Here is a 21,593-nt window from a genome sequence, read left to right as displayed (position 1 = left end):
TAACCGAAGATCGAAGCTGTCTTTAAGGAGGCTTTTTCTTATGGGACTAAAGGGGCAGGATAGTTGAAGAAGGAATTGAAGAAACAAAAAGAGAATAGGTACTGTTAGTTAAAATGATTTTTATAGAAAGAAGGATTAAAATGGCATATTGCAAAGTTCGCCAAGCTGAAATATATTATGAAGATTTAGGGGAAGGTATACCAATTTTAATGATACACGGTTATTCTCCGGACCATCGATTAATGAGTGGTTGTATGGAACCTATATTTACAAAGAGGGAAGGGTGGCGACGTATTTATATTGACCTGCCTGGAATGGGATTAACAAAAGAATATAACGAAATAAGCAGTTCTGATGAAATGTTGAATGCTGTTTTAGATTTTATCCAAGCTGTAATTCCTAACCAAGAGTACGTAATTGCTGGGGAATCTTACGGTGGCTATATAGCTAGGGGCATTATTGAAAAGCATCAAGAACAAATACTCGGTGCAGCATTTATATGCCCTCTTATTATTCCTCTTCCAGAAAATAGAACAGTTGAGAAACATAAAATAATGAGAACGGATGAAAAGTTTATTGAAAATTTATCAAAGGAAGAATTGGAAGATTTTAAAAACAACAATATTGTACTTGATGAGTACACATGGTTAAGGTACAACAAAGAAATTCTAAGTGGTTGTAAAATTGGAGATGAAAGGTTTCTAAATAAGGTTAAGAATAAATATGGGTTTTCTTTTAAGATTGACCAGTCTGATTTTATTAAACCCAGTGTATTCCTGTTAGGAAGACAAGATTCTTCGGTTGGATATAAAGATGCTCTGAACATAGTAAACAAGTATCCGCGAGGAACGTTTGCTGTATTGGATATAGCAGGCCACAATTTACAAATTGAACAACCGCAACTTTTTAGCACTCTATTAAATGAGTGGTTGGATAGAATTGAAGAGTTCCAAAACTAATACTTAACGGAGTAAGTGAAGTTTGTGAAATATTGTACTTCAACAAACGGGTGCTTTAATTGAAGATCAATCGGAGTTGTCTATAAGGCAGCTTTTTCTTTATGCAACTTTCGGGGCAGTATAGTTGAAGAAGAACTGAATAAATAAAAACAGCCAGGTTCTGGCTGCTTTTTTATAAAAAATCCAAATGCTTACAATAAAAACAAAAATTCAATCAGATTTATGGGATAATTTTATTAATTCCAGTTTTTCTCTATAAATTGAACGGCAGGTTGTAAATTTGTTTTGTTAGCAATTGAAATGACAGTGGGAACCACAGAAGGGTCCGTTTTGGATAAATTGGGGATCCGTGGATTTAACCGAAAAAAACGATTTCCTAGAAGCTGAGAACTGACCATGGATTCATAGTAACCGGATCCACTAGCGACTATCTGAAGAAATGGCAGTAAGGGTTCATTGGGCGATCGGTCCAAAAGAACTCCCCAATTCGGTGGAAGGTTCTTCATATTTTCGGGGCGTATGTTATCTGCACTTACCATCCCCCACCCCTTCGTATCTCTTCTTAGTTGAGTCGGCTCTTCACCTGTTCCAATGGATAATACCGCAATTTGATCCAACGGCTGTTTGGCTTTCCCCACTGCAAACGCGATACTGGCTGTACTGGGGTTAGTTGTTACTGTATACCCATCCACGTAGTTTTGATAGGCTCGTTGCGTCGCGGGAGCACCGCTGCTCCGTAGTATTACATCACTCGCTTTCTCATTTAAATAGGGAGAGCCAGGAAAGTTGTGGAATAACACAGGAGTCCAACGATTCAGCTCCGGTGAGAATAAATGAAATGCAGGGACAACAATTCGTCTTTTTAAGTCTTTGAGGAGAAGATTTGGTGGAAAAAACGTTTGTACCGCTTTAATGAAACCAGAATATGGCAATTGTTGGTTGAAAACAGGTCCGCCTGGTCGGGAAACGCTGAATGCCGGCACGATTTTATCCTTAAAAAACTGGAATGTCTCCTTCGGCGATCTTCCACTTGCTAACGCAAGGGCAGTGAATGAACCGATTGAATTTCCCGAAAAAACATTAGTTCGACTAATTAATTTTGGGTTTTGCCGAGCCAGTCTGTTTAAAAGTTGTAAACTTAAAGCACCTAAAGTGCCGCCTCCATCAAAGGACATGATTCGATATTTTGTCAAAGCTGATTTCTCCTTTCCAATCTGGTCAAAAGTATCATTCAGTATATGTTTATTTTTCAGGAGCCGGATTATGTAGCTAAACATCCAAGGAAAGACTCCATCGAGTATATAAAAAAATACTACGATGAGGATAAGGAGACTACGTTTGAGTGGCAGTAAGGGCAAGCCAAACGGGAATTTATTATGCACGTACTTTGTTTGTAATGGGTGATGAGAGGCAGAAAGTACAGCCAAAAAAACTTGAAAGAAAAAAAGCCATAGCAGTGGGCTACGGCTGTCTGTTCCGTCCTAAAAACAGGTTATTTTGCAATCCTGTGCACAAAAGGTTAATGATTATTATTATTATTAAATATCGTGCAATCTTTCAAGAGGGAGGTCGCTTTTTTCAACAACAGGATTGTGAAGAATTACACTTAAACTAACGGGGGGCATTAGTTCATTAAGAAGAAGTAAAAAAAGTCGATTCCTTAACGTTGAACTAACGGGCGCGATTAATCATTAAGAAGGATTGCTTTTTCTTATGCAGCTAAAGGATCAGGTTAGTAGAATAAGGTTTTTGGAACTTTTTAAAGTAATATCCTCTAAAAATAAGGGGGAGGGCGATAAAATGTGGTGTGTTTTTATTGGTATGACACTTCTTTTTTTGGTAATTTCAGGATGCTAATCAAATAATATTGAGTAAGTAGAACTTATTTATCGTTTAAAGTCATTCCCCCATGGCAAAAATGTTTTAAAAAAGAGGTGATTTATTATAGCTACTATTAAAGTTAATGATAATGGTTCATTACGTGTATCAGGGAATGTAGAGCTAGTCGATGGTGAAGGGAATAAAATTGAAACAAAAGAAGCCTTTTCCTTATGCAGATGTGGACTTTCCGATAATAAACCTTTTTGTGACGGATCCCACAAAAGTAATTTCGAAAGCGTAGTTAGGGCTGAATAAAGCTAGTGGGATAGAAGCTTTAGGGCACCCTTTTGGGAAATCGAACCCAAAAAAGTCGCCGGATTCATTTTTCTTTTACGAAAGAGTATGTTGTTGAACTATCGGGTGCGTTAGTTGAGAACCGGGGCTGCCATTTGGTGGCCTTTTTGCTTAATGAACTAAAGGGGCAGGATAATTCAGTAACGTCGCAGAACAAAAAAAAGACAGTGTACCACGCTGCCTCTTTTTGTATGGGTTAAAGAACGAAGAATTATTTAATCTTATCTAGTGAAATTATTCTATGTTTTAATTCTGAATTCATATCTAAAACACCTATCACAATTTGATTATCTTCCGTCAATGTTATGTATCTGAAATAATCATCATCAGAAATCAACAAATCGGTGTCATTCGCCGTTTTTTCCATTTTGGCAAATACATCTACTGTGTACTCAAGGTGAAAAAAATCATCCAATCCCTTGCTTGAGCTACCTACCCAGGTATACAGAAAATCTTTCAGTGTGATTTGTTCAATCGCCGATAATTGTTTCTTGAATTTTAACTTATCTACTGTTACGTTTATCATCTTTCATCACTCCTTAAGGAGTCTTAATTATATACATTGAAAACTCCTCCAACAATGCTATTTGCGTAACAATCCGTTTACAGTTTAGTTACTATATTACTATACTAAAGGGACAGGTTAGTTCATTAAGGATCACAAAAATAATCAAGAAGATTAAAAAAATAAGTTGTGTTCGAAAAAGGGGAGGGTATAGATATTGCCTTCCCCTTTGTGTTTACAGATAAATTTATATGACTGTATATAATGTACCCGATTTTGTATCTCAAAACAGATAGAGATTGAATTGGTGCGGTTTTGAGTGGATTAATAACTCTATGTACTCAAATTCATGTCCCCAATGTACTTATCTTTGTGTCTTCGTACATTAGTGAAATAAGGTATAATGGAATAATAAGGTAATGCATCTTCGTTAATTTAAGGGAAGGAAGATAAAAATTTGAGAAAAATAGTATTAATTTTATTCACATCAATTCTTTTAACAGCTTGTAACACTAATAATTCAACATTAAGTATTAGCGAATTAGAAGTTGTACCAGACGATGTTCAAGATGCACTTGACTCTGAAAGTACACTTCAGCTAATTAATGAAGGAGATAAGACGGCTTATGTTGTTTATCAGTCAAAAGGTGAAGTCATTACTGACCTTGAGGAAAAAGGGGATACATTAAAAATAAAGTTAAATGTAACGAAAGAAGATGACGATGTAATCGTCCAACGTGTCTATAAGTTAACGTTAGATGATAAACATAAAGCACTAGATGTGTTAATTAATGGAGAATCTACACCTTTTGATGTTGTTTCAGGTATATAAAAAAGAATGGAAAATCATTGTAAAGATTCAAAGTTATAGAACTAACGGGTGCTTTACTTCAATAACAAGGGTTGCTGAGGCAGCTTTTTTTTCTTATGGAACTATCGGGGCAGGATAGTTTAATAAGAGAGAAGCCTATTTTATGTCGCTTTTGATCAGCTTAATACCAGATAGTTCTACAGATGGGTAAATATGATAAATAGAATGTGAAAGAGACAGAATTTTGGACAAGGAGATATAAAGTGAAGAAATTAAAAAACGAGTTTTTCTAGGGTTAGGTGTGCTGATGGCCGCGTTTATACTTTTTTTAGTCTATGATTACTTAGACAATAAGAAAAAGGAAGAGCAGAGCCGAGCATTCATGGAAGAAAGCAATAAGGTAATTAATGAAATGAAACTAATCCACTGATACTGATACATTGCTTAGCACTGGTGGATCTATCGGTAGTTCTGGAAATTCACTAACAGATGAACATATTGCCCCGCCTTTATTATCTTTATTACACGTATTACATAGCCAAAAGTTACCTGTCATAGCAGATAGCTGACCTACTGAGTCATCCTCAATATCAAAAGTTGGGTTACCTAGTGCAGTATTGCGAATAAATACATTATTAGTGGAGTCTGATTCTACCAATATGCCCAATTGGGTATTGTTAGATGAGTTATTTCCTTGTACCAATGCCCCAGTGGTCGTAGCCAAAGCGAGACCAGCATCGTTATTGGACATGTTATTGAAATCGACACAAACAGGTGCTGTTGCAACTTCTTGAAATAATAAGATACCAGTAGATACAACACCGCCTGGCCCAGTGAAAATATTACCTGTTACAGTATTATTTTGAACAATTGCTGTTGCCCCACGAGATATTTGTATTCCATTTTGGGCAATAACGCTTGTTGCTCCTACACCAGTGACTGTATTATTGAATACAGCACTGCAACTTCCAGCACCATTCACTCGAATTCCTGTCTTTTGGTAGCTGGTAATTATGTTGTTAATAATTTGTGCAGAACCCATAAGATCTACATTTATACCTGCCCCTTGTTGGAGACCGGATAATGGATTATCCCTTATATTTGTAATTAAATTGTTTTCAATTACTGCTGAACCCCCCATCGTGACAAATATTCCATTTCTTAAATTTCCCTGGGTCGTTGATGGACCAGTAATGGTAAAACCTGAAATCGTAGTACATCGTGCATTTACTGTAACAATTGAAAGGTTTCCTATCAAACCTGTTGGAGGTGGTGTAATGATTGCTGCTTGCGGTGTTTGAGAAATGATGGTGAGGTTATCCTTACCAGCAGGAATCGTAATTTGTTCAGGATAATTACCTGGAAACACCAGTATTATATCTCCGTTATTTGCGGCGTTTACTGCGGCTTGAATAGTAGAAAAATTAAAGCCAGGTCCAGGACCAACAGTTATGGTGTTTCCAGATGGGGGAGGACAAGGAAATGTTCCTCCACAGGATACATCAACGGTACAAGTTCTAAAAGCACAAGAACTTGGGCATGTTACACTAGTCGTTGCAGTCGTTGATACAGTAATTCCATTTACTGTGGTAGTTGCCATTACCTCTGCGATTCCAATTGTAACTTGTGTTGCTGTTAATGTTGCAGAGAATGTGCCGTTGTTGACAGATGCAAAAATAGGACTAACGGTAACTGAACCTGTCCCTGAAGTCAATGATGCTGTTAAGGAAACCGTTCCGGACGAAACTGGTTGCCCTGAACATGTAACTGTACCAGTAATGTTAAAGGTACAACCGTTGACACCATTTGAAATCGTCATTTGAATCTCTGGTTCACAGCGAGGTGGAAAGAAGTTGCAACCTTGTGGTGGCAGGATTCTTTCTAAACAACAAGGATATTTTTGTGAATGAGAATTAAAGCTGATAATTCTTGGTGTGTGGTTAGACATATCGAAGGAAACATTCCTTTCATTTCTTAATGCTATGGATAAGTACGAAAGAAGAGTGTGGGAAAAATAAATAACCAAATTTTTTATATAATATGGTGTTTATTCACCTATGTATGGGCAGTTGGCATAGAAAAGAAAAGGTGTTAAAAAAATAAAAATTGTGAAGAAATTCACTTAAACTAATGGGTGCGTTAGCTGAAGATCAGAGCTGTCTTTAAGGCAGCTCTTTCTTTATGCAACTATCGGGGCAGATTAGTTGAAGAAGAACTCGCCCATTTTATAGCAATTCATCTGGATTCAAATGTACAATTAGGTAAATACTTTTCGGTCGGTTTGGGGGATGAAGATGCTAAAGAGAAAATATGGAAACTGTTCAGAGTGGAAACGTGTCTTTGGATAGAAAATATGCACAAGCGTTTCTTGAAACTAATAAAATTTACCTACTTGATAGTTAATTAACATTTATCAACAAAAAAAGGACCCTCTGATTAGTAAATCAGGGGGATTCTTCTTTGTTAAGAATTATTTTCTTTGAGTTTCTTGATTTTATAACCAAGGAAAAGTACTGCACATACAGCAAAAATCCCAAGATATACAGCAGGTGACTCTTCTGAAATTAGCCAATAAGTACAAAAGGCAATTAATAAAATATACATTATAAGATCGAAAATTTTAGATTTCATAGCTTATTCTCCGATACTTTTATAGGTTGAATGCTTCGACTATTAATACGATTGCTCCAAAAAATAAAGCCAGAATTAAAAAGAACCATACTATTAGGTTTACTGGATTATGAAGGCTCTTTAAATTTAAGTAGAAATTATCACAATATCATTTTATTTTAACATAAATAACCAAAACGTTTGCGTTTTTTTTCAATAAACCTTAATCTTTAACACCTAATAAAATTAAATATTATTAAAATGAAATAATAATCTGTTTGTGATATATGAATAGAGTATGCAAGACCTTTTTCGCAGGAATTCAATCATTTTATAACGAATTACTAGAAGAACTTTATACAAGAGGAAGGAGGATTGTAGTGGGGATAAAAATTGACGAATACGAACTTCTTGACATAGATTCAGGCCCTTATGGAATAACTGCTGGAAAAGATGGTGCGCTATGGTTTACACAACATAAAGCAAATCAAATTGGTCGAATGACTGTTAACGGTGAAGTCACTCATTTCGTTGTTCCTACACCCAATGCAGGTGTGCTATCTATAATCTCCACAACTCAGGGTGATGTATGGTTTACGGAAAATAGGGCGAATAAAATTGGAAAACTGGAAGTAACAGGTGAAATCATCGAATATACTCTCCCGAGTCCAAATTCAGCACCTTTTGGAATAACTGAAGGACACAATGGAGACATTTGGTTTACCGAAATGAATGGTAATAGAATAGGGCGAATTTTACCATCAGGTGAAATTATTCAGTATGATATACCGAATCCGGGCTCCTATCCCTCTTTTATTGTTGCTGGACCTGACGGAGCCATCTGGTTTACTGAGAATCAGAGTAATCAAATTGGTCGGATTACGATGCTCGGAGAAGTGACTAATTACATTTTGCCAACAAAACATGCTGGTCCTGTAGGTATTACAAGTGGACCGGACGATGCACTTTGGTTTGTGGAAATTAACGAAAATAAAATCGGTAGAATTACTACCTCTGGAACAATAAGTGAATATACCATCCCTACTGCAAATGCTCGCCCACACGCAATAGTAACGGGTCCTGACCGTGCTTTATGGTTCACTGAATGGGGAAGTAATCAAATTGGCCGAATTACAATGCAAGGTGAAATTACGGAATATCCAATTCCTACACAAAATGCGGAGCCACATGGAATTGTATTAGGACCTGATGGTGCCATTTGGTTCGCTGAGGAATGTAACAAGATAGGTCGGCTAAGTTTATAATGAAAATCCTGAAAGGCAGTGGATATCCATGGAATCAAATAAGCAACATGGGCCAAATCCTAAAGATAAATATCCGATTAAAGGGAATCGCGTCGTGCAATTTATAAAAAATACAATTACTAGACCAAACATTATTGTGGGTGAATACTCATATTACGATGCAAGAAATGGTGAATCTTTTGAAGATCAAGTGTTATATCACTACGAATTCTTCGGTGACCGACTTGTCATTGGGAAATTTTGCGCCATAGCACCTGGTGTAACCTTTATTATGAATGGAGCTAATCATAGAATGGATGGTTTTTCAACCTACCCATTCAATATTTTCGGACACGGTTGGGAGAAATATGCGCCAACGTTAGATCAGTTGCCGTTTAAAGGTGATACCATAATTGGAAATGATGTTTGGATAGGAATGGATACTGTCATTATGCCTGGAATAAAAATAGGGGATGGTGCAATTGTAGCAACCAAATCGGTTATTACAAAAGATGTGGACCCTTACACTATCGTTGGAGGAAACCCTGCAAAGAAACTTAATACCCGTTTCTCAGAAGAAATCATTAACGAATTGCTTGAAATTAAATGGTGGGATTTAGATATTGATATCATTTCTGCTCATATTGATGTGATAGTGAATGGAGAAATGGAGAATCTAAGAAATTTTAAAAATAAAATATGACAAAATAAAAACTGTCTATAAGGCCCAGTGACAGGGGTTCTTGCTCTAATCCATCAAATGATTTATATAAAATGCAAACTAATAGGAGGATTATCATGGTCTATGTCGCACTGCTTAGGGGAATCAATGTTGGTGGGAAAAATAAAATTAACATGAAGTTGCTTAAACAAGCTTTTGAACGAGTGGGTATGAGCTCTGTAGTTACATATATCAATTCAGGTAATATTATTTTCACAGTGAATGGCCAATCAAAAACAACAATATCCCATATTTTAGAAGAGGCTATACAAACAAACTTCGGATTACAAATCAAAGTTTTAGTCCGTAGTTTTGATGATGTTAAAAAAGTCATACACTCCCTTCCAGAATCTTGGACGAACGACCAACAGATGAGAAGCGATGTGCTGTTTTTATGGGACGAAATTGATGATGAGTCAGTGCTTAATAAGCTGGTCATCAAACCAGAAATTGATACGGTGAGATACGTTCCTGGAGCCATTCTATGGTCGGTTGAAAAAGAAAAAATCACCAAATCCGGTATGGCTAAACTCGTTGGTTCAAAGCCATATCAACAAATAACAATCAGGAATGTAAATACAACTCGCAAAATATACGAACTTATGCAAGCTGCAGAGGTGTGAATTACATGATACTAGCAAGAACTATTTTCTATTAATTGGAAACTATCTGGCGAATTAGATCAAAAACCCTGTCACTGGGCCTATAACACTCGTTATGGTAACAAAAGAGGTTAGGTACTTTTTAGATATCCACCCTTTTTTTGCTGATATGACACTTTATGAAAGTTCTGCAATAAACACCAGTTGAATTAAATTAATCAATCTTCAACAATAGGGCGCGATTCTTTAATAAGAAACGCTTTTCTTAATGAACTAACGGGTGCGTTAGCTGAAGATCGGAGCTATCTTTAGGAGGCTATTCTTATGGAACTAAAGGGGCAGGATAGTTTCATAAGGGAATGGGGAATTTACCAAAATACACCTTTTTTATGTTAGAATCTAAGAAACATAACTTTTCAAAGGAGCTTATTGTGCGAAAGACATTCATTATTGTTTCTTATTTATTATTCCTTGTTCCTCTAATGTTCATTGTGAATTTTCTGTTTGATATTGTTACACTCGAAAAGATCCAAGGATTGCCTATATTTTTTCCTTTAGTATTTTGTCCTATTGGTCTTTTCTTCGCTTCAAAAGCACATAAAATACAAAAGAATTTTTTGACACTTGGTGCTATCATTTTAAGTTCGGTCTTATTAATATTTCCTTTAGTATATATGATTTTAGGGACAGTGATATTTGGTGTTTAAGTCTTAGATAATACTGATGACCTTTCTTAAATTAAGAGGTGCTTTACTTCAATAAGAGAGTTGCTTTGGCAGCTCTTTTTCTTATGGCACTAACGGGGCAGGATAGTTCCACAAGCACAGTGTATTCGAACTGTGCAATAAAGAATTTTATGGATAAAACCTATCTTCTTGTAAAAAATAAGAAAATAATCTACAAGGAGACTTAATAATGAAAAAAATAGCCTTACTCTTTCTTATTCTTTTCATTTCGTCTAGTAGTGCTACTGAAGCAAAAAACACAATTGAAACAATTCCTCAAAACAAGCCACCTTCCATTATGGAATTAGCTTTTCTAAGATATCTTGGTGGAACCATTCTTGAAGTCATGGAAAAACACGGTGATAGTCAATTATTCACATTTAATAGAATTGAAAAAATTTCAAGAGATATTCAAAATGATACATATGATGTGTCATTACATGTAATTGGATATGAGGGACCCATCAACCCACCTTTTAAGTTAATTCAAATGACTATTCGTATGCCAGGAGAAAAATATACTAAATATAGTGTGATTTCATACAAACATCGGTATATTAATGACAAAGAATTGAATGAGCTAACTAAATATGTTGATGATTAAATTAGGTTTCATAATTTCGCAGTTTGTGTCAACTCTACAATAATCCTTAATAACGGGTGATTAGCTAAAGATCAGAGCTGTCTTTGAGGAAGCTTTTTTTTATGCAACTAACGGGGCAGATTAGTTGAAAAAGAAATGGTAAGATAAAATGGATGAGTACCAAAGGGAAAGTAGGATGATGTGGAATATATTTACATAAAATGTATGACCTTTTTATGCTTTCTTGGAAGAAAAGAAATGATTAAAAAAAATCTTGCTGCCAACGCTAAGCTCCTCTGAAATCCTAAAAAAGTTAGAAAAGCACTGGAAGATAATGAAATATAGAAAATTGAAGACCTTTTAAAAAGCAGAAAAAGAAGGGGAATCCTCCTTCTTTTTCTTTTTAATAAATCTTTATATTACCCACAAAGGAAGTTATATTTAATTCCTTATCTCCTTTGTATCTATTAATGACTTTCTTCCCTGGGGGAAGTTGTTCTACATTATAAATGTTTTCTCCTGTTAGTTTATTGTTTTCTGAAGTTATTCTTCCAGTTTTAGTTGAAATATTTAATCCTACCTCATTAAGAGTCTTTTCGCCAGGTATTCCTACTTTTATGGTGCCATTATTAGATTTAATATTATTCTTTCCTTTCATATTAGAAAGGTCTGCGATTTTTATTCTACCAACTATACTATCTACATTGATATTTCCATCGATTGTTCCTAAATTAATAGTACCAACATTTGATGATACATTTAGAAATTCTCCTTTGAAGTAATCTACATTAATTGTACCTACATCTGAATTTAGGGTTAGTTCTTTAATTTCGCTCGGATATCTAACATCTATTTTTCCAACTCCGGTACTAATTTGAACTTGGTCCATTAATTTAGATGGGATGTTCAGAACTAAGTTTCCTCTGCTTGCTTTAATTGGTGCAATTCGTCTCCAATTATTTACTTCTCTTACCTTAATAACAACTTGATCGCCTTCATATGTAACATCAACTTTGGGATCACCTAGAATAGATTTTTTACCTGTGTACTCAAGGTCCATCCTAGAACCATCAGAACTGAGATGAACATTGACAACATCACTATCCACAATAATTTTGGAAATATCTTTTAAGTCCTCCTTATGAACGAAGTCTTTTTTTAGAAAAAATTCAATAGTTCCTGAGGCTATTAACAATACTGAAACCCCTCCTGCAATTAGAGCACCCTTCATAATATTTACCTCCCTTTCTTTGGCTTATTTTAATCATTTGAATCTGCATCCAACCACTTATAATTGATGCTACATCCACTCCGACACAAATCAATCTAATTATCAAATTTCAACATACATATATATGTATGTATATATTCAAAAAAATAAACTGCCTTATGACAGCCTATTTAAATTGAAGTTTTCTCTGTGAAAAGTTTCGAAAGAGGTTAGTATTTGCTCGTCAATAATTGGCAAACCAATACCGTTAAATAGTTCTTGCAAGTGTTTTACCTTTTGCATATATTCTTCTGTATTTACTGAAAAAATAATTGGACTCAACCAAATGTTCGATAGTATCATAAGTGTTTCAGCAGATTGTTTTGGATAGTGAACGGAAATTGAACCATCCTCTACACCTTCCTCAATAACTGATTGTATACTTGGTGCTCCTATTCTGACACATTCCATTAATTGATTGGCAATAAGTGTAGGACTTTTTAAAATAGATGGGATAGATTTGAGCGCATCACCCTGTCCTTGATTATTAGTAAAGGAAAGCTGAAAAGCAGTTTTTAGTTTCTCTAAACCATTTAAACCATCCATTTTCGCTGCTTGTTCAAAGGGGTTATTTTCCAAAGCCAATCGTTTGAGAACGGCATCTATAATATCTTCTTTAGATTTAAAATGATGGTAGAACGCGCCTCTAGTTAAATCCCCCAATTCATCAATAATGTCTTGGATTGTTGTCTGGTCCCATCCTTTTTCAAGGAAAAGTCTAGTTGCAGCATCTAAAATTCTCTGTGCCGTTATTTCAGGATATTTATTACGGGCCAAATTATCACCTCCTACATACATACGTATGTATGTATGTATGTATTATATTTTGTGAATATTTGTATGTCAATAGATAGTTCCTTGTTAAACTAAAGGGTGCGTTAGCTGAAGATCGGAGCTGTCTTTAAGGCAGCTTTTTCTTTATGCAACTAACGGGACAGGATAGTTCATTAGAAATTTATCAATATAGATATATATATATATGGTAAAATTAGTAATTAAAAATTGGTGGTGGTGTAAATCGAACCTAAATGGCTAGAATGGGCGAAACAACTTCAATCCATTGCACAAGCTGGAATAACTTATTCAAAAGATGTTTATGACTTAGAGAGATTTGAATTAATAAGAAATATTAGCGTTGAAATATTATCACAACAAACAGATATGGATAAGACAGTATTAAAATCGTTATTTGCAAGTGAAACGGGTTATGCAACCCCTAAGGTAGATATCAGGGCTGTGGTCTTTAGGGACAATAAAATATTAATGGTCAGAGAAAATTCTGATGGTGACTGGGCGCTACCTGGTGGGTGGGGTGACATCGGATTAACTCCAAGTGAAGTCGCCATTAAAGAAGTAAAAGAAGAATCAGGATTTGAAGTAAAAGCAATAAAATTGTTGGGTGTACTTGATAAGAAGTGTCATCCCCATCCTCCTTCGCTTTATCACGTTTATAAAATGTTTATCCAATGTGAAATAATTGGCGGACAACCAATAAAAGGCATAGAAACGAGTGCAGTTGAGTTTTTTGCTGAAAATGAACTACCAACGTTATCAAAAGCTCGGAATACAAGAACACAAATTGAGATGGCATTTAGAAATTTAAAAAATCCTCAAGAACCCGTTTATTTTGATTAATCTTTTAATTGAGTTCCATTCTACCCAGTGTTGAACTAACGGGTAAGTTAGCTGAAAATCGGAGCTGTCTTAAAGGCAGCTTTTTCTTTATGCAACTAAAGGGGCAGGATAGTTGCATAAGATATTTACGGACGTAATACACATTGAAATAACCGTATTGAGTCTAAAGAAAGTGTATAATGTAACAATATTGTATAGAAAGTGAGTGATTTAATATGATAGTCAGCTCTTTACCTACATCTAACAAACTTGAGGTGCGGAAGTTTTAAGAATCCTATTAAAATTCTTCCGCATATAATATCGGAGGAAATGAAATGTTTTGTTATTATGGTGCATTAAGTACGGAAGTATATGATTTTACCAAACCAGTGGGGTATTCAATTGACGGTGATATTGAATATTATCTTGAAAGATTAAAAGGGACTAAAGGGAAGATACTTGAAGCTGCTGTCGGTTCAGGTCGATTCTTAATTCCCTTGCTTGAAAATGGATTTATTGTTGATGGCATTGACTATTCTACTGAAATGTTAGATTCTTGTCGAAAACGATGCAAAGAAAGAGGCTTAAATCCGAAGCTATATGAGGGTAACTTACGTAGTTTTTCTTTGGAATCAAAATATGAAGCTGTCGTTATACCTACAGGCTCCTTTTGCTTGATCGAAAATTTAATGGATGCTAAAGATGCTCTGAGATGCTTTTATAATCATTTAATGCCAGGAGGACGTGTAATTGTTGATTTGGAATTACCAAGCAATTGGCGTACAGGAGAAATTACTACTGCAGCCTTTCCTCTTTCTAACGAAGAAGGCATTTCATTAGAAAGCAAATCAATTGAAATCAACTGGGTCGACCAATATACCTTATCTTATTTAAAATACGAGAAATGGAGAAAAGGTAAGCTGGTAGGCACAGAATTACAGAAGTTTGCAATGAGATGGTACGGAATCGAAGAATTCAAACTTATATTAGAAACAATTGGTTTTTCTAATATTACTTGTTCTGCCGATTATACTTACAAAAAGGAACCATCAAAAGATAGCCTACTCATTACATTTGAAGCTGTACGAAAATAATATAAACGCATATTTATGAAACTGGATGTTTGCAAAAGAACTGAGCGAAAAATAATGCTCAGTTCTTTTACTTATTTTAAAAAACTTCTAACTAAACCTGTTAAACTGACGGGTGCATTAGCTTAAGATCAGAGCTGTCCTTAAGGCAGCTCTTTCTTTATGCAACTATCAGGGCAGTTTAGTTTAATTGAATTTCTTCTCTAAAGGATTATTATTAATGAATTACTTGTATACCATTAATTACTTTTTGTGAAATAATATTTAAATGTGGAAATGTTACTGCCAAAATTTAATGACAGAACAAATAAAAAGAAAAAATAAAATCGTATAACAAAAAAAAGATACCTTTTAAGCCCTTTTTTTAATTGGTTATCCTCCATGCTTATTTTTATCCAATTGTATACCTAGAATGTATGAACAATAAGAGTGCTTTTATTTTAAAAAAATTACATTTTTAGTATAATTATGTTAAATTGTAACATAAGAAAATATTTACAAGGGGAAAAAATGAAAAATTCAAAGTTGGATTACAACCTAATTACACTTTTACTTTTACTATTTATAACAAGTTGTATAGCTATATTAAATGCTCAAGATTTTGGTCAATATGAAGGGAATTTTTTATTTAGACAAATTACCTGGTATATAGTAGGAATCGGAATAATTGCAGGAATTATGTATTTAGATTCTGAACAGATCTGTCGCTTGAATTGGTTTATTTACTCATTTAGCATAATACTTTTAATAGCATTGATTTTGGCACCTGAGTCAATAGCACGTAAAATAAATGGAGCCAAAAGCTGGTTTCAATTACCTGGAATTGGTTCTTTACAACCAGCTGAATTTACAAAAATATCCTTAATAATTTGTTTGAGTTTCTTAGTACAAAAACATCATGAAAAATATTTAGTTAAAACTTTAAAAACAGATTTGTTACTATTAATTAAGATGGGAGCTGCTACAGCTCTTCCTATACTTTTAATTATGCTACAACCAGATTTAGGTACGTCTTTAGTATTAATATGTATTTTTACAGGGATTTTTATTGTTTCAGGAATATCATGGAAAATAATTAGTGTTATTTTTATTATTATTTCCTTAATTTCTAGTATCCTTATTTACTTAGTCTTTTTTAACCCTGAAATGCTTCAATCAATGGGATTCGCAACATATCAATTAGGAAGAATTTATGCTTGGGTTGATCCAGAATCTTATGCATCAGGTGAAGGTTATAATCTAACCAAAGCATTATTAGCCATTGGTGCAGGAGGGGTTTACGGTTATCCGGAAAAGGGAATATATGTTCCTGAAGCACATACGGATTTTATATTTAGTGTTATTTCTTCTAAATATGGTTTCTTTGGAGCTAGTATTGTAGTAACAATTTATTTTCTCCTTATTTCGAGCATAGTGAAGTTAGCTCTAGAAGTAAAAAACAGTTTTGAATCTTACATATGTACCGGTGTTACTTTTATGATTTTTTTCCATGTTTTTGAGAATGTCGGAATGAATATAGGCCTAGTACCTATAACAGGAATACCTTTACCTTTTATAAGTTATGGAGGAAGCTCCTTAATTGGTAATATGTTAGCGTTGGGGTTAGTCTTTTCAATAAGCTATCGAAAAAAAACATTTATGTTTGATTAAAATGGTTAAATATTCCGGTATCAAGAAAACTAGTGCAATTTATTAGACGGTAAAACCGTCTTTTTTTATGTCACTGTCTTTGTCAACTCAATAAAAAGTCTTATGTAACTAAAGGGGCAGGATAGTTGAAGAGTGCTGTTTGACCTTTGTTCAACAATTGGGTCATTTTCTTGAATAATAGAAGGGATCATTCGTAAGTAAATCGAAGTTAATTCAGAGGATGTTTTTACTCGTTAAATTCAAGAAGAATAGAGGGGGGGATATGGGGAAAATAATTGCAAACGTAAGCAACACATTGGACGGTATCTTTACGGGGACGAAAGGTAAAGAAAACAACATGGTAAGCTGGGCAATGCCTGGCATCGTGGATTCCACAAATGATGGTCTTTTCATGTTCCAGAAGGGGCTGACGCACCTTGATGGGGCGGGTCACATATGAAGGCTTTGCAGGATATTGGCCGTTCCAAGAGGGAGATTGGGCTGATGCCATGAATAAAATTCGAAAGTATGTAGCAACTAATAATAATGAGCTTACGGTAATTCACTGGGGAGACTACGATAATACCATTTCTCTGCTTAACTATGATGTAATGTCGAAAATAGGGCCTTTTAATTGAATAGGCTTTTGAATTACGAAGCAGTTTGTTGAAGTGATAAAATTAAACGTTAATACCGAAATATTAATGAAATAAAGAATAAGGAAAAGGGGGATTGAAAATGGATGTAAGATACCCAATTGGGAAACTACAAGTTCCTGAAAAAGTAACATTAGAAAATATTCAAGAATGGCTAAAGGAAATCGAAACTTACACGATTCGATTAAGAGAAACTGTCGACTCATTAAGTGATGAGGAATTAAGCAGAACTTATCGTGAAGGTAGCTGGACAGTTCGTCAACTTGTTCATCACATTGCAGATTCTCAGTTGAACATGTATCAACGTTTGAAGCTGGCTTTAACAGATGAGAATCCAACAGTACCAGCTTTTGATGAAGAAAAGTGGGCTATTCAACCGGATACAAAGCTTCCTGTAGAAAGTTCTATTAAAATGTTAGAAGGTATAAATGAGCGCATCGTATCTTTAGGAGATAGTTTAACTGAAGAGCAATTAGATCGAGCTTTTACTCACCAGACAAACGGTATAATAACAGTTGCAACTAAAGTTTCAAAATTAGCTTGGCACGAAGAGCATCATTTAGCCCATATAAAAATCGCATTATCCAAATAATACAATATGTATAAAAGTGGCTTATCGAACCTCGATAAGCCATTTTTAAAGTTTAATATAAGGAATAATTACAGAAGTTTTATTCAACTAAAGGGGCAGGATAGTTCTAGAAGCGTAGCTTATTCGAACCTTGATTATTGACTATTTTTGTATCAACACCTAAAATTTAGTTAATGTTATTAATTGGGCGGTGTGAACTTGTTAACTACTATAAGTATTCCAGGATTAATTCTAACTTCTCTTTTCGCAATATTAGTTTTGTTTTTACTAAGAAAACTAGTGCAATCTATTAGACGGTAAAACCGTCTTTTTTTATGTCACATTATATGTCACCTCTACAATAAGTCTTATGTAACTAACGGGGCAGGTTATTTGGATTGCCTGCCAAAGAATAGGAGTAGTTTGTATTTATGGCAATAACAAAGAAAAGATTTTTCATTAGTTATATAGTGGGTTTCATACTCATGTATATTGCAAGCTCTGGTCTGCAATACTTCAGGGGGCAAACGATAAATTGGTTAGAGAATTTAGCATACGCATTCTGTTTCGTAGCATTTCATTCCCTTTTTAGTTGGTTATGGGGAGATTTTGATAAGAAAAAAGCCGATCACTAATACATAGTTTGTGTTAACTCTACAATAAGTCTTATAGAACTGACAGGTGCGTTAGCCGAAGATCGGAGCTGTCTTTAAGGCAGCTTTTTCTTTATAGAACTATCGGGGCAGAATAGTTCAAGAAGGATAACAAAAATATTAGTGAATATGTTTGGCGTGAAAGGAAAAGTAATGGATAAGGTAAAACTTTATTTAAAATATCGAAAGAAATCATATCTTTTAAATACAGCACTTTTTATTGCAGGTTTCATTGTTGTTATCTTTATATTTGGACCTCCGAAGTATTATGTTGTCCCCATTTTATCAATGATAGCGGCTTATGGTTTTTTAGAGTTTGTAGAATATAAACGTTGGAAAAAAGAAAATTATTGAGTTTAGCATCCTCAACTAACAGGAGCAGGATAGTTTGAATAAGATATAAAAATGATTTTCATTTCAAAATAGATGCATATCCGTTTCGAATCTATTCATTGATTCATATCCTATTAATATTAGGGAGGGGATGAATAGATGGCATCTAATGATGAATTAATTTGTCAAAAGTTTGCTAGGATTATCGGCGGCCAAGAAGGATTTGCGGGTGGAAAATGTGTGACAACCATAAATCGAAATGAAATAAAAGCAAAAATTTTAGGAAAACGTTTTAGGGTGACCTCTTCTTTCTCATTTGAATCAAGAGATAAGACTGGACAAGCATTGTGCCTAGGTAGGGTAGCACTCTTGCAAAGTGAAGTCGAGAATTTTGTCGCTTTGATTCTTAAACAAGGAATAATAGTTTCATCGATACACAATGAGTGGCTATTTGATGATCCGAATTTGATATACGTTAATATCGAAGCTGTTGATGATCCATTAGTTTTTGCAAAGAAAGTCAGAAAAGCGTTAAGGAACTAACGGATTTCCCACTTGTCTGATTTTTGATGAGCATAATACACGGTGAAAACCCGGTTTTGTTGAACTGATAGGTGCGTTAGCTGATGATTGGAGCTGTCTTTAAGGCGGCTTTTTCTTATGGAACCTAAGTACTAAAGGGGGATTTTTAACAAACGGTTGGAGTGAAATTTTATAAGGAATTGTTTGACATTTCTTTTAACTTTACTTAATATTCAAGTATTCAATAAAACACTTGAATAGATAGATGGTGATTTTACATGTTTAAGGATCGTAACTTAAAAGATTTATTGTATCAAGAGTTCGCAAGAATAGGTAAAAGTCTTTCTAGTCCAAAACGATTGGAAATTCTTGATATTTTATCTCAAGGTCCAAGGTCGGTGGAGGCATTATCTAAAGCTGCTAATATGTCTGTGGCGAATGTATCTCAACATTTACAAACCCTTGCTAATTCTAGATTGGTAAAGTTTCAGAAGAAAGGGAACTACGTCATTTACGAACTGGCGGATGCAGCCATTTCGGATTTTTTAGCTTCCTTGCATACATTATCAGAAAAACAGTTTGTACAGGTTCAACAAATTAAGCAGGAGTTCTTAAATGTCAACCTTGGCATGGATGGGGTTTCACTTTCAGAACTTAAAGAACGGATGGATAAAGGTGAAGTTATTTTGTTGGATGTAAGACCTATGGAGGAATATGAAGAAGCTCATATCCCTGGTGCAGTTTCTATTCCAATTGAAGAGTTAAGTGAGAAACTTTCAACTTTACCAACCAATTGTGATGTGGTTGCTTATTGTCGTGGTTGTTACTGTTTAATGTCAGTGGAAGCTGTCGAACTTTTAAGATCCAAAGGTTTTAATGCATTTCGTCTAGAGGAAGGTGTACATGATTGGAAATTACAGAATGATAAATGAGGTATTAACAAATGTCCAATAAAGCATATCAATTGAACCGGAGTTATGTAGATTCTCAAGAAAAACAAAAAATGTTATACAAACGCACATTAATGATTGTAAGTATTTCTCAAATTTTTGGTGGTGCTGGGTTAGCTGCTGGAATTACGGTGGGAGCACTTCTTGCACAACAAATGCTTGGCACAGATGCATTTGCTGGACTTCCTTCGGGTTTATTTACTTTAGGGTCTGCAGGGGCTGCTTTAATCGTAGGGAGACTTTCTCAACGTTACGGTCGTCGTACAGGTCTAACAGCGGGTTTTATGATAGGTGGACTTGGGGCAATAGGAGTCATAACTGCAGCTATAATAAATAGTGTTTTCCTTTTATTTGCTTCCCTGCTTATTTATGGTGCAGGTACTGCGACAAATTTACAAGCTCGTTACGCTGGTACGGACTTAGCGAACAATAAACAACGAGCTACTGCTATTAGTATTACAATGGTGTTTACAACATTTGGTGCAGTTGCAGGTCCGAATTTAGTGAATGTAATGGGGGATTTTGCTACATATATTGGCATTCCATCACTTGCTGGTCCTTTCATTTTATCAGCAGCAGCATTTATCCTGGCAGGTCTTGTACTTTTCGTCATGCTTCGCCCAGACCCATTAGTGATAGCAAGAACGATAGAAGCGTCCAACCAAGAAAGAAAGGTATTAGAACATTCGACTGATACTGAACAAATAGCAAACAAAAGAGGAATTATTGTTGGTGCGACAATTATGGTCCTTACTCAAATCGTAATGGTGGCTATCATGACAATGACACCAGTTCATATGGGACATCATGGACATAACTTGGGTGATATAGGTCTTGTTATTGGATTTCATGTATGTGCCATGTATCTCCCGTCACTGGTTACAGGTTTCCTTGTTGATAAGTTTGGTCGTACTGCCATGGCTATTGCCTCTGGAGCCACTTTGCTTCTGGCAGGTTTGATATCAGCGATTGCACCAGGTGATTCCATGATTTTCCTTGTAATTGCTCTTTCCTTACTTGGATTAGGTTGGAATTTTGGTTTAATAAGTGGGACTGCTCTGATTGTTGATTCAACTGAAACTTCAACTCGGGCTAAAACTCAAGGTAAAGTGGATGTTTTAATTGCATTATCAGGAGCTTCTGGCGGAGCCTTATCCGGAATGATTGTGGCTGGTTCAAGTTATACAACATTATCATTTATTGGAGGGTTATTATCTTTATTATTGATTCCAGTGGTTATCTGGTCCCGGGGAAGTAAAAAATGAGATTTGAACTAACAGATGCTTTAGCACAATAGGCGAAATAAAAAAGTCATTTCCTAACGTATAGGAAATGGCTTTTTTTGCTGGGAATTGCTCATCATACAAAA

25 protein-coding genes are annotated in these 21,593 nt (G+C 35.0%); 19 read left to right on the top strand and 6 right to left on the bottom strand.

The window, feature by feature from the left end; all coding sequences use genetic code 11:
* Window positions 1-140 precede the first annotated feature (140 nt).
* Window positions 141-959 (top strand): alpha/beta fold hydrolase, encoded by an 819-nt coding sequence (locus JNUCC41_RS04890; RefSeq protein ID WP_192206631.1) that lies wholly within the window; start codon window positions 141-143, stop codon window positions 957-959.
* Between the two features lie 236 nt (window positions 960-1,195).
* On the opposite strand, the gene JNUCC41_RS04885 is transcribed toward JNUCC41_RS04890, so the two are convergent.
* Window positions 1,196-2,152 (bottom strand): sporulation hydrolase CotR, encoded by a 957-nt coding sequence (locus tag JNUCC41_RS04885; RefSeq protein ID WP_192206630.1) that lies wholly within the window; start codon window positions 2,150-2,152, stop codon window positions 1,196-1,198.
* A 149-nt stretch (window positions 2,153-2,301) separates the two neighbouring features.
* On the opposite strand from JNUCC41_RS04885, the gene JNUCC41_RS04880 reads away from it, so the two are divergent.
* Window positions 2,302-2,574 (top strand): hypothetical protein, encoded by a 273-nt coding sequence (locus tag JNUCC41_RS04880; protein WP_192206629.1) that lies wholly within the window; start codon window positions 2,302-2,304, stop codon window positions 2,572-2,574.
* Window positions 2,575-2,900: 326 nt separating this feature from the next.
* Complete coding sequence (locus JNUCC41_RS04875) at window positions 2,901-3,095, top strand: CDGSH iron-sulfur domain-containing protein (RefSeq protein ID WP_081109037.1); 195 nt, start codon at window positions 2,901-2,903, stop codon at window positions 3,093-3,095.
* A 250-nt stretch (window positions 3,096-3,345) separates the two neighbouring features.
* Here JNUCC41_RS04875 and JNUCC41_RS04870 read toward each other — a convergent pair whose 3' ends face one another.
* Complete coding sequence (locus tag JNUCC41_RS04870; protein ID WP_192206628.1) at window positions 3,346-3,660, bottom strand: hypothetical protein; 315 nt, start codon at window positions 3,658-3,660, stop codon at window positions 3,346-3,348.
* A gap of 436 nt (window positions 3,661-4,096) precedes the next feature.
* On the opposite strand from JNUCC41_RS04870, the gene JNUCC41_RS04865 reads away from it, so the two are divergent.
* A complete protein-coding gene (locus JNUCC41_RS04865) occupies window positions 4,097-4,471 on the top strand; it encodes a peptidylprolyl isomerase (RefSeq protein WP_192206627.1) in 375 nt (124 codons plus the stop codon).
* 397 nt (window positions 4,472-4,868) lie between these two features.
* Here the strand turns inward: JNUCC41_RS04865 and JNUCC41_RS04860 are convergent, their stop codons facing one another.
* A complete protein-coding gene (locus JNUCC41_RS04860) occupies window positions 4,869-5,819 on the bottom strand; it encodes a right-handed parallel beta-helix repeat-containing protein (RefSeq protein ID WP_192206626.1) in 951 nt (316 codons plus the stop codon).
* 82 nt (window positions 5,820-5,901) lie between these two features.
* On the opposite strand from JNUCC41_RS04860, the gene JNUCC41_RS04855 reads away from it, so the two are divergent.
* The gene (locus JNUCC41_RS04855; RefSeq protein ID WP_192206625.1) at window positions 5,902-6,273 is read left to right on the top strand and encodes a hypothetical protein; all 372 of its coding nucleotides are present in this window, start codon (window positions 5,902-5,904) and stop codon (window positions 6,271-6,273) included.
* Between the two features lie 640 nt (window positions 6,274-6,913).
* Here JNUCC41_RS04855 and JNUCC41_RS04850 read toward each other — a convergent pair.
* On the bottom strand, window positions 6,914-7,081 hold the full coding sequence (locus JNUCC41_RS04850; RefSeq protein ID WP_192206624.1) for a hypothetical protein: 168 nt from the start codon (window positions 7,079-7,081) through the stop codon (window positions 6,914-6,916).
* A 359-nt stretch (window positions 7,082-7,440) separates the two neighbouring features.
* Here JNUCC41_RS04850 and JNUCC41_RS04845 point away from each other — a divergent pair, with 359 nt between their 5' ends.
* The 4 genes from JNUCC41_RS04845 to JNUCC41_RS04830 all read left to right on the top strand — a co-directional run bounded on the left by JNUCC41_RS04845 (window position 7,441) and on the right by JNUCC41_RS04830 (window position 10,956).
* Window positions 7,441-8,325: a Vgb family protein gene (locus JNUCC41_RS04845; RefSeq protein WP_192206623.1), complete on the top strand. Its 885-nt coding sequence runs from the start codon at window positions 7,441-7,443 to the stop codon at window positions 8,323-8,325.
* Window positions 8,326-8,353: 28 nt separating this feature from the next.
* Window positions 8,354-9,007 (top strand): Vat family streptogramin A O-acetyltransferase, encoded by a 654-nt coding sequence (locus JNUCC41_RS04840; protein WP_192206622.1) that lies wholly within the window; start codon window positions 8,354-8,356, stop codon window positions 9,005-9,007.
* A 95-nt stretch (window positions 9,008-9,102) separates the two neighbouring features.
* On the top strand, window positions 9,103-9,648 hold the full coding sequence (locus tag JNUCC41_RS04835; protein WP_192206621.1) for a DUF1697 domain-containing protein: 546 nt from the start codon (window positions 9,103-9,105) through the stop codon (window positions 9,646-9,648).
* 894 nt (window positions 9,649-10,542) lie between these two features.
* Window positions 10,543-10,956 carry a hypothetical protein gene (locus tag JNUCC41_RS04830; RefSeq protein WP_192206620.1) on the top strand — a complete coding sequence of 138 codons (414 nt, stop codon included), beginning with the start codon at window positions 10,543-10,545 and terminating at the stop codon, window positions 10,954-10,956.
* 382 nt (window positions 10,957-11,338) lie between these two features.
* On the opposite strand, the gene JNUCC41_RS04825 is transcribed toward JNUCC41_RS04830, so the two are convergent.
* Window positions 11,339-12,166 (bottom strand): DUF4097 family beta strand repeat-containing protein, encoded by an 828-nt coding sequence (locus JNUCC41_RS04825; protein WP_192206619.1) that lies wholly within the window; start codon window positions 12,164-12,166, stop codon window positions 11,339-11,341.
* Between the two features lie 156 nt (window positions 12,167-12,322).
* Window positions 12,323-12,982 (bottom strand): TetR/AcrR family transcriptional regulator, encoded by a 660-nt coding sequence (locus JNUCC41_RS04820; protein ID WP_192206618.1) that lies wholly within the window; start codon window positions 12,980-12,982, stop codon window positions 12,323-12,325.
* 240 nt (window positions 12,983-13,222) lie between these two features.
* Here JNUCC41_RS04820 and JNUCC41_RS04815 point away from each other — a divergent pair, with 240 nt between their 5' ends.
* The 10 genes from JNUCC41_RS04815 to JNUCC41_RS04770 all read left to right on the top strand — a co-directional run bounded on the left by JNUCC41_RS04815 (window position 13,223) and on the right by JNUCC41_RS04770 (window position 21,489).
* Window positions 13,223-13,840 carry an NUDIX hydrolase gene (locus tag JNUCC41_RS04815; RefSeq protein WP_192208045.1) on the top strand — a complete coding sequence of 206 codons (618 nt, stop codon included), beginning with the start codon at window positions 13,223-13,225 and terminating at the stop codon, window positions 13,838-13,840.
* 314 nt (window positions 13,841-14,154) lie between these two features.
* The gene (locus JNUCC41_RS04810; protein WP_192206617.1) at window positions 14,155-14,913 is read left to right on the top strand and encodes a class I SAM-dependent methyltransferase; all 759 of its coding nucleotides are present in this window, start codon (window positions 14,155-14,157) and stop codon (window positions 14,911-14,913) included.
* A gap of 507 nt (window positions 14,914-15,420) precedes the next feature.
* Entirely contained in the window at window positions 15,421-16,560 is a 1,140-nt protein-coding gene (locus JNUCC41_RS04805; RefSeq protein WP_228467541.1) for an FtsW/RodA/SpoVE family cell cycle protein, read from the top strand.
* A gap of 262 nt (window positions 16,561-16,822) precedes the next feature.
* Window positions 16,823-16,999, top strand: a complete 177-nt coding sequence (locus tag JNUCC41_RS04800; RefSeq protein ID WP_192206615.1) for a hypothetical protein — start codon at window positions 16,823-16,825, stop codon at window positions 16,997-16,999.
* Window positions 16,977-17,177, top strand: a complete 201-nt coding sequence (locus JNUCC41_RS04795) for a hypothetical protein (protein WP_192206614.1) — start codon at window positions 16,977-16,979, stop codon at window positions 17,175-17,177. Before JNUCC41_RS04800 ends, JNUCC41_RS04795 begins: the two co-directional genes overlap by 23 nt.
* 100 nt (window positions 17,178-17,277) lie before the next feature.
* The gene (locus JNUCC41_RS04790; RefSeq protein WP_192206613.1) at window positions 17,278-17,787 is read left to right on the top strand and encodes a YfiT family bacillithiol transferase; all 510 of its coding nucleotides are present in this window, start codon (window positions 17,278-17,280) and stop codon (window positions 17,785-17,787) included.
* Window positions 17,788-18,572: 785 nt separating this feature from the next.
* Window positions 18,573-18,773: a hypothetical protein gene (locus JNUCC41_RS04785; protein ID WP_192206612.1), complete on the top strand. Its 201-nt coding sequence runs from the start codon at window positions 18,573-18,575 to the stop codon at window positions 18,771-18,773.
* 138 nt (window positions 18,774-18,911) lie between these two features.
* Window positions 18,912-19,295 (top strand): DUF1259 domain-containing protein, encoded by a 384-nt coding sequence (locus tag JNUCC41_RS04780; RefSeq protein ID WP_076370413.1) that lies wholly within the window; start codon window positions 18,912-18,914, stop codon window positions 19,293-19,295.
* Window positions 19,296-19,552: 257 nt separating this feature from the next.
* Complete coding sequence (locus JNUCC41_RS04775; RefSeq protein WP_192206611.1) at window positions 19,553-20,206, top strand: ArsR/SmtB family transcription factor; 654 nt, start codon at window positions 19,553-19,555, stop codon at window positions 20,204-20,206.
* Window positions 20,207-20,217: 11 nt separating this feature from the next.
* Window positions 20,218-21,489, top strand: a complete 1,272-nt coding sequence (locus JNUCC41_RS04770) for an MFS transporter (protein ID WP_192206610.1) — start codon at window positions 20,218-20,220, stop codon at window positions 21,487-21,489.
* Window positions 21,490-21,593: the final 104 nt, after the last annotated feature.

Source organism: Brevibacillus sp. JNUCC-41 (assembly GCF_014844095.1).
GTDB lineage: Bacteria > Bacillota > Bacilli > Bacillales > DSM-1321 > Peribacillus > Peribacillus aracenensis.
This window is presented reverse-complemented; position numbering and strand designations above follow the sequence as displayed.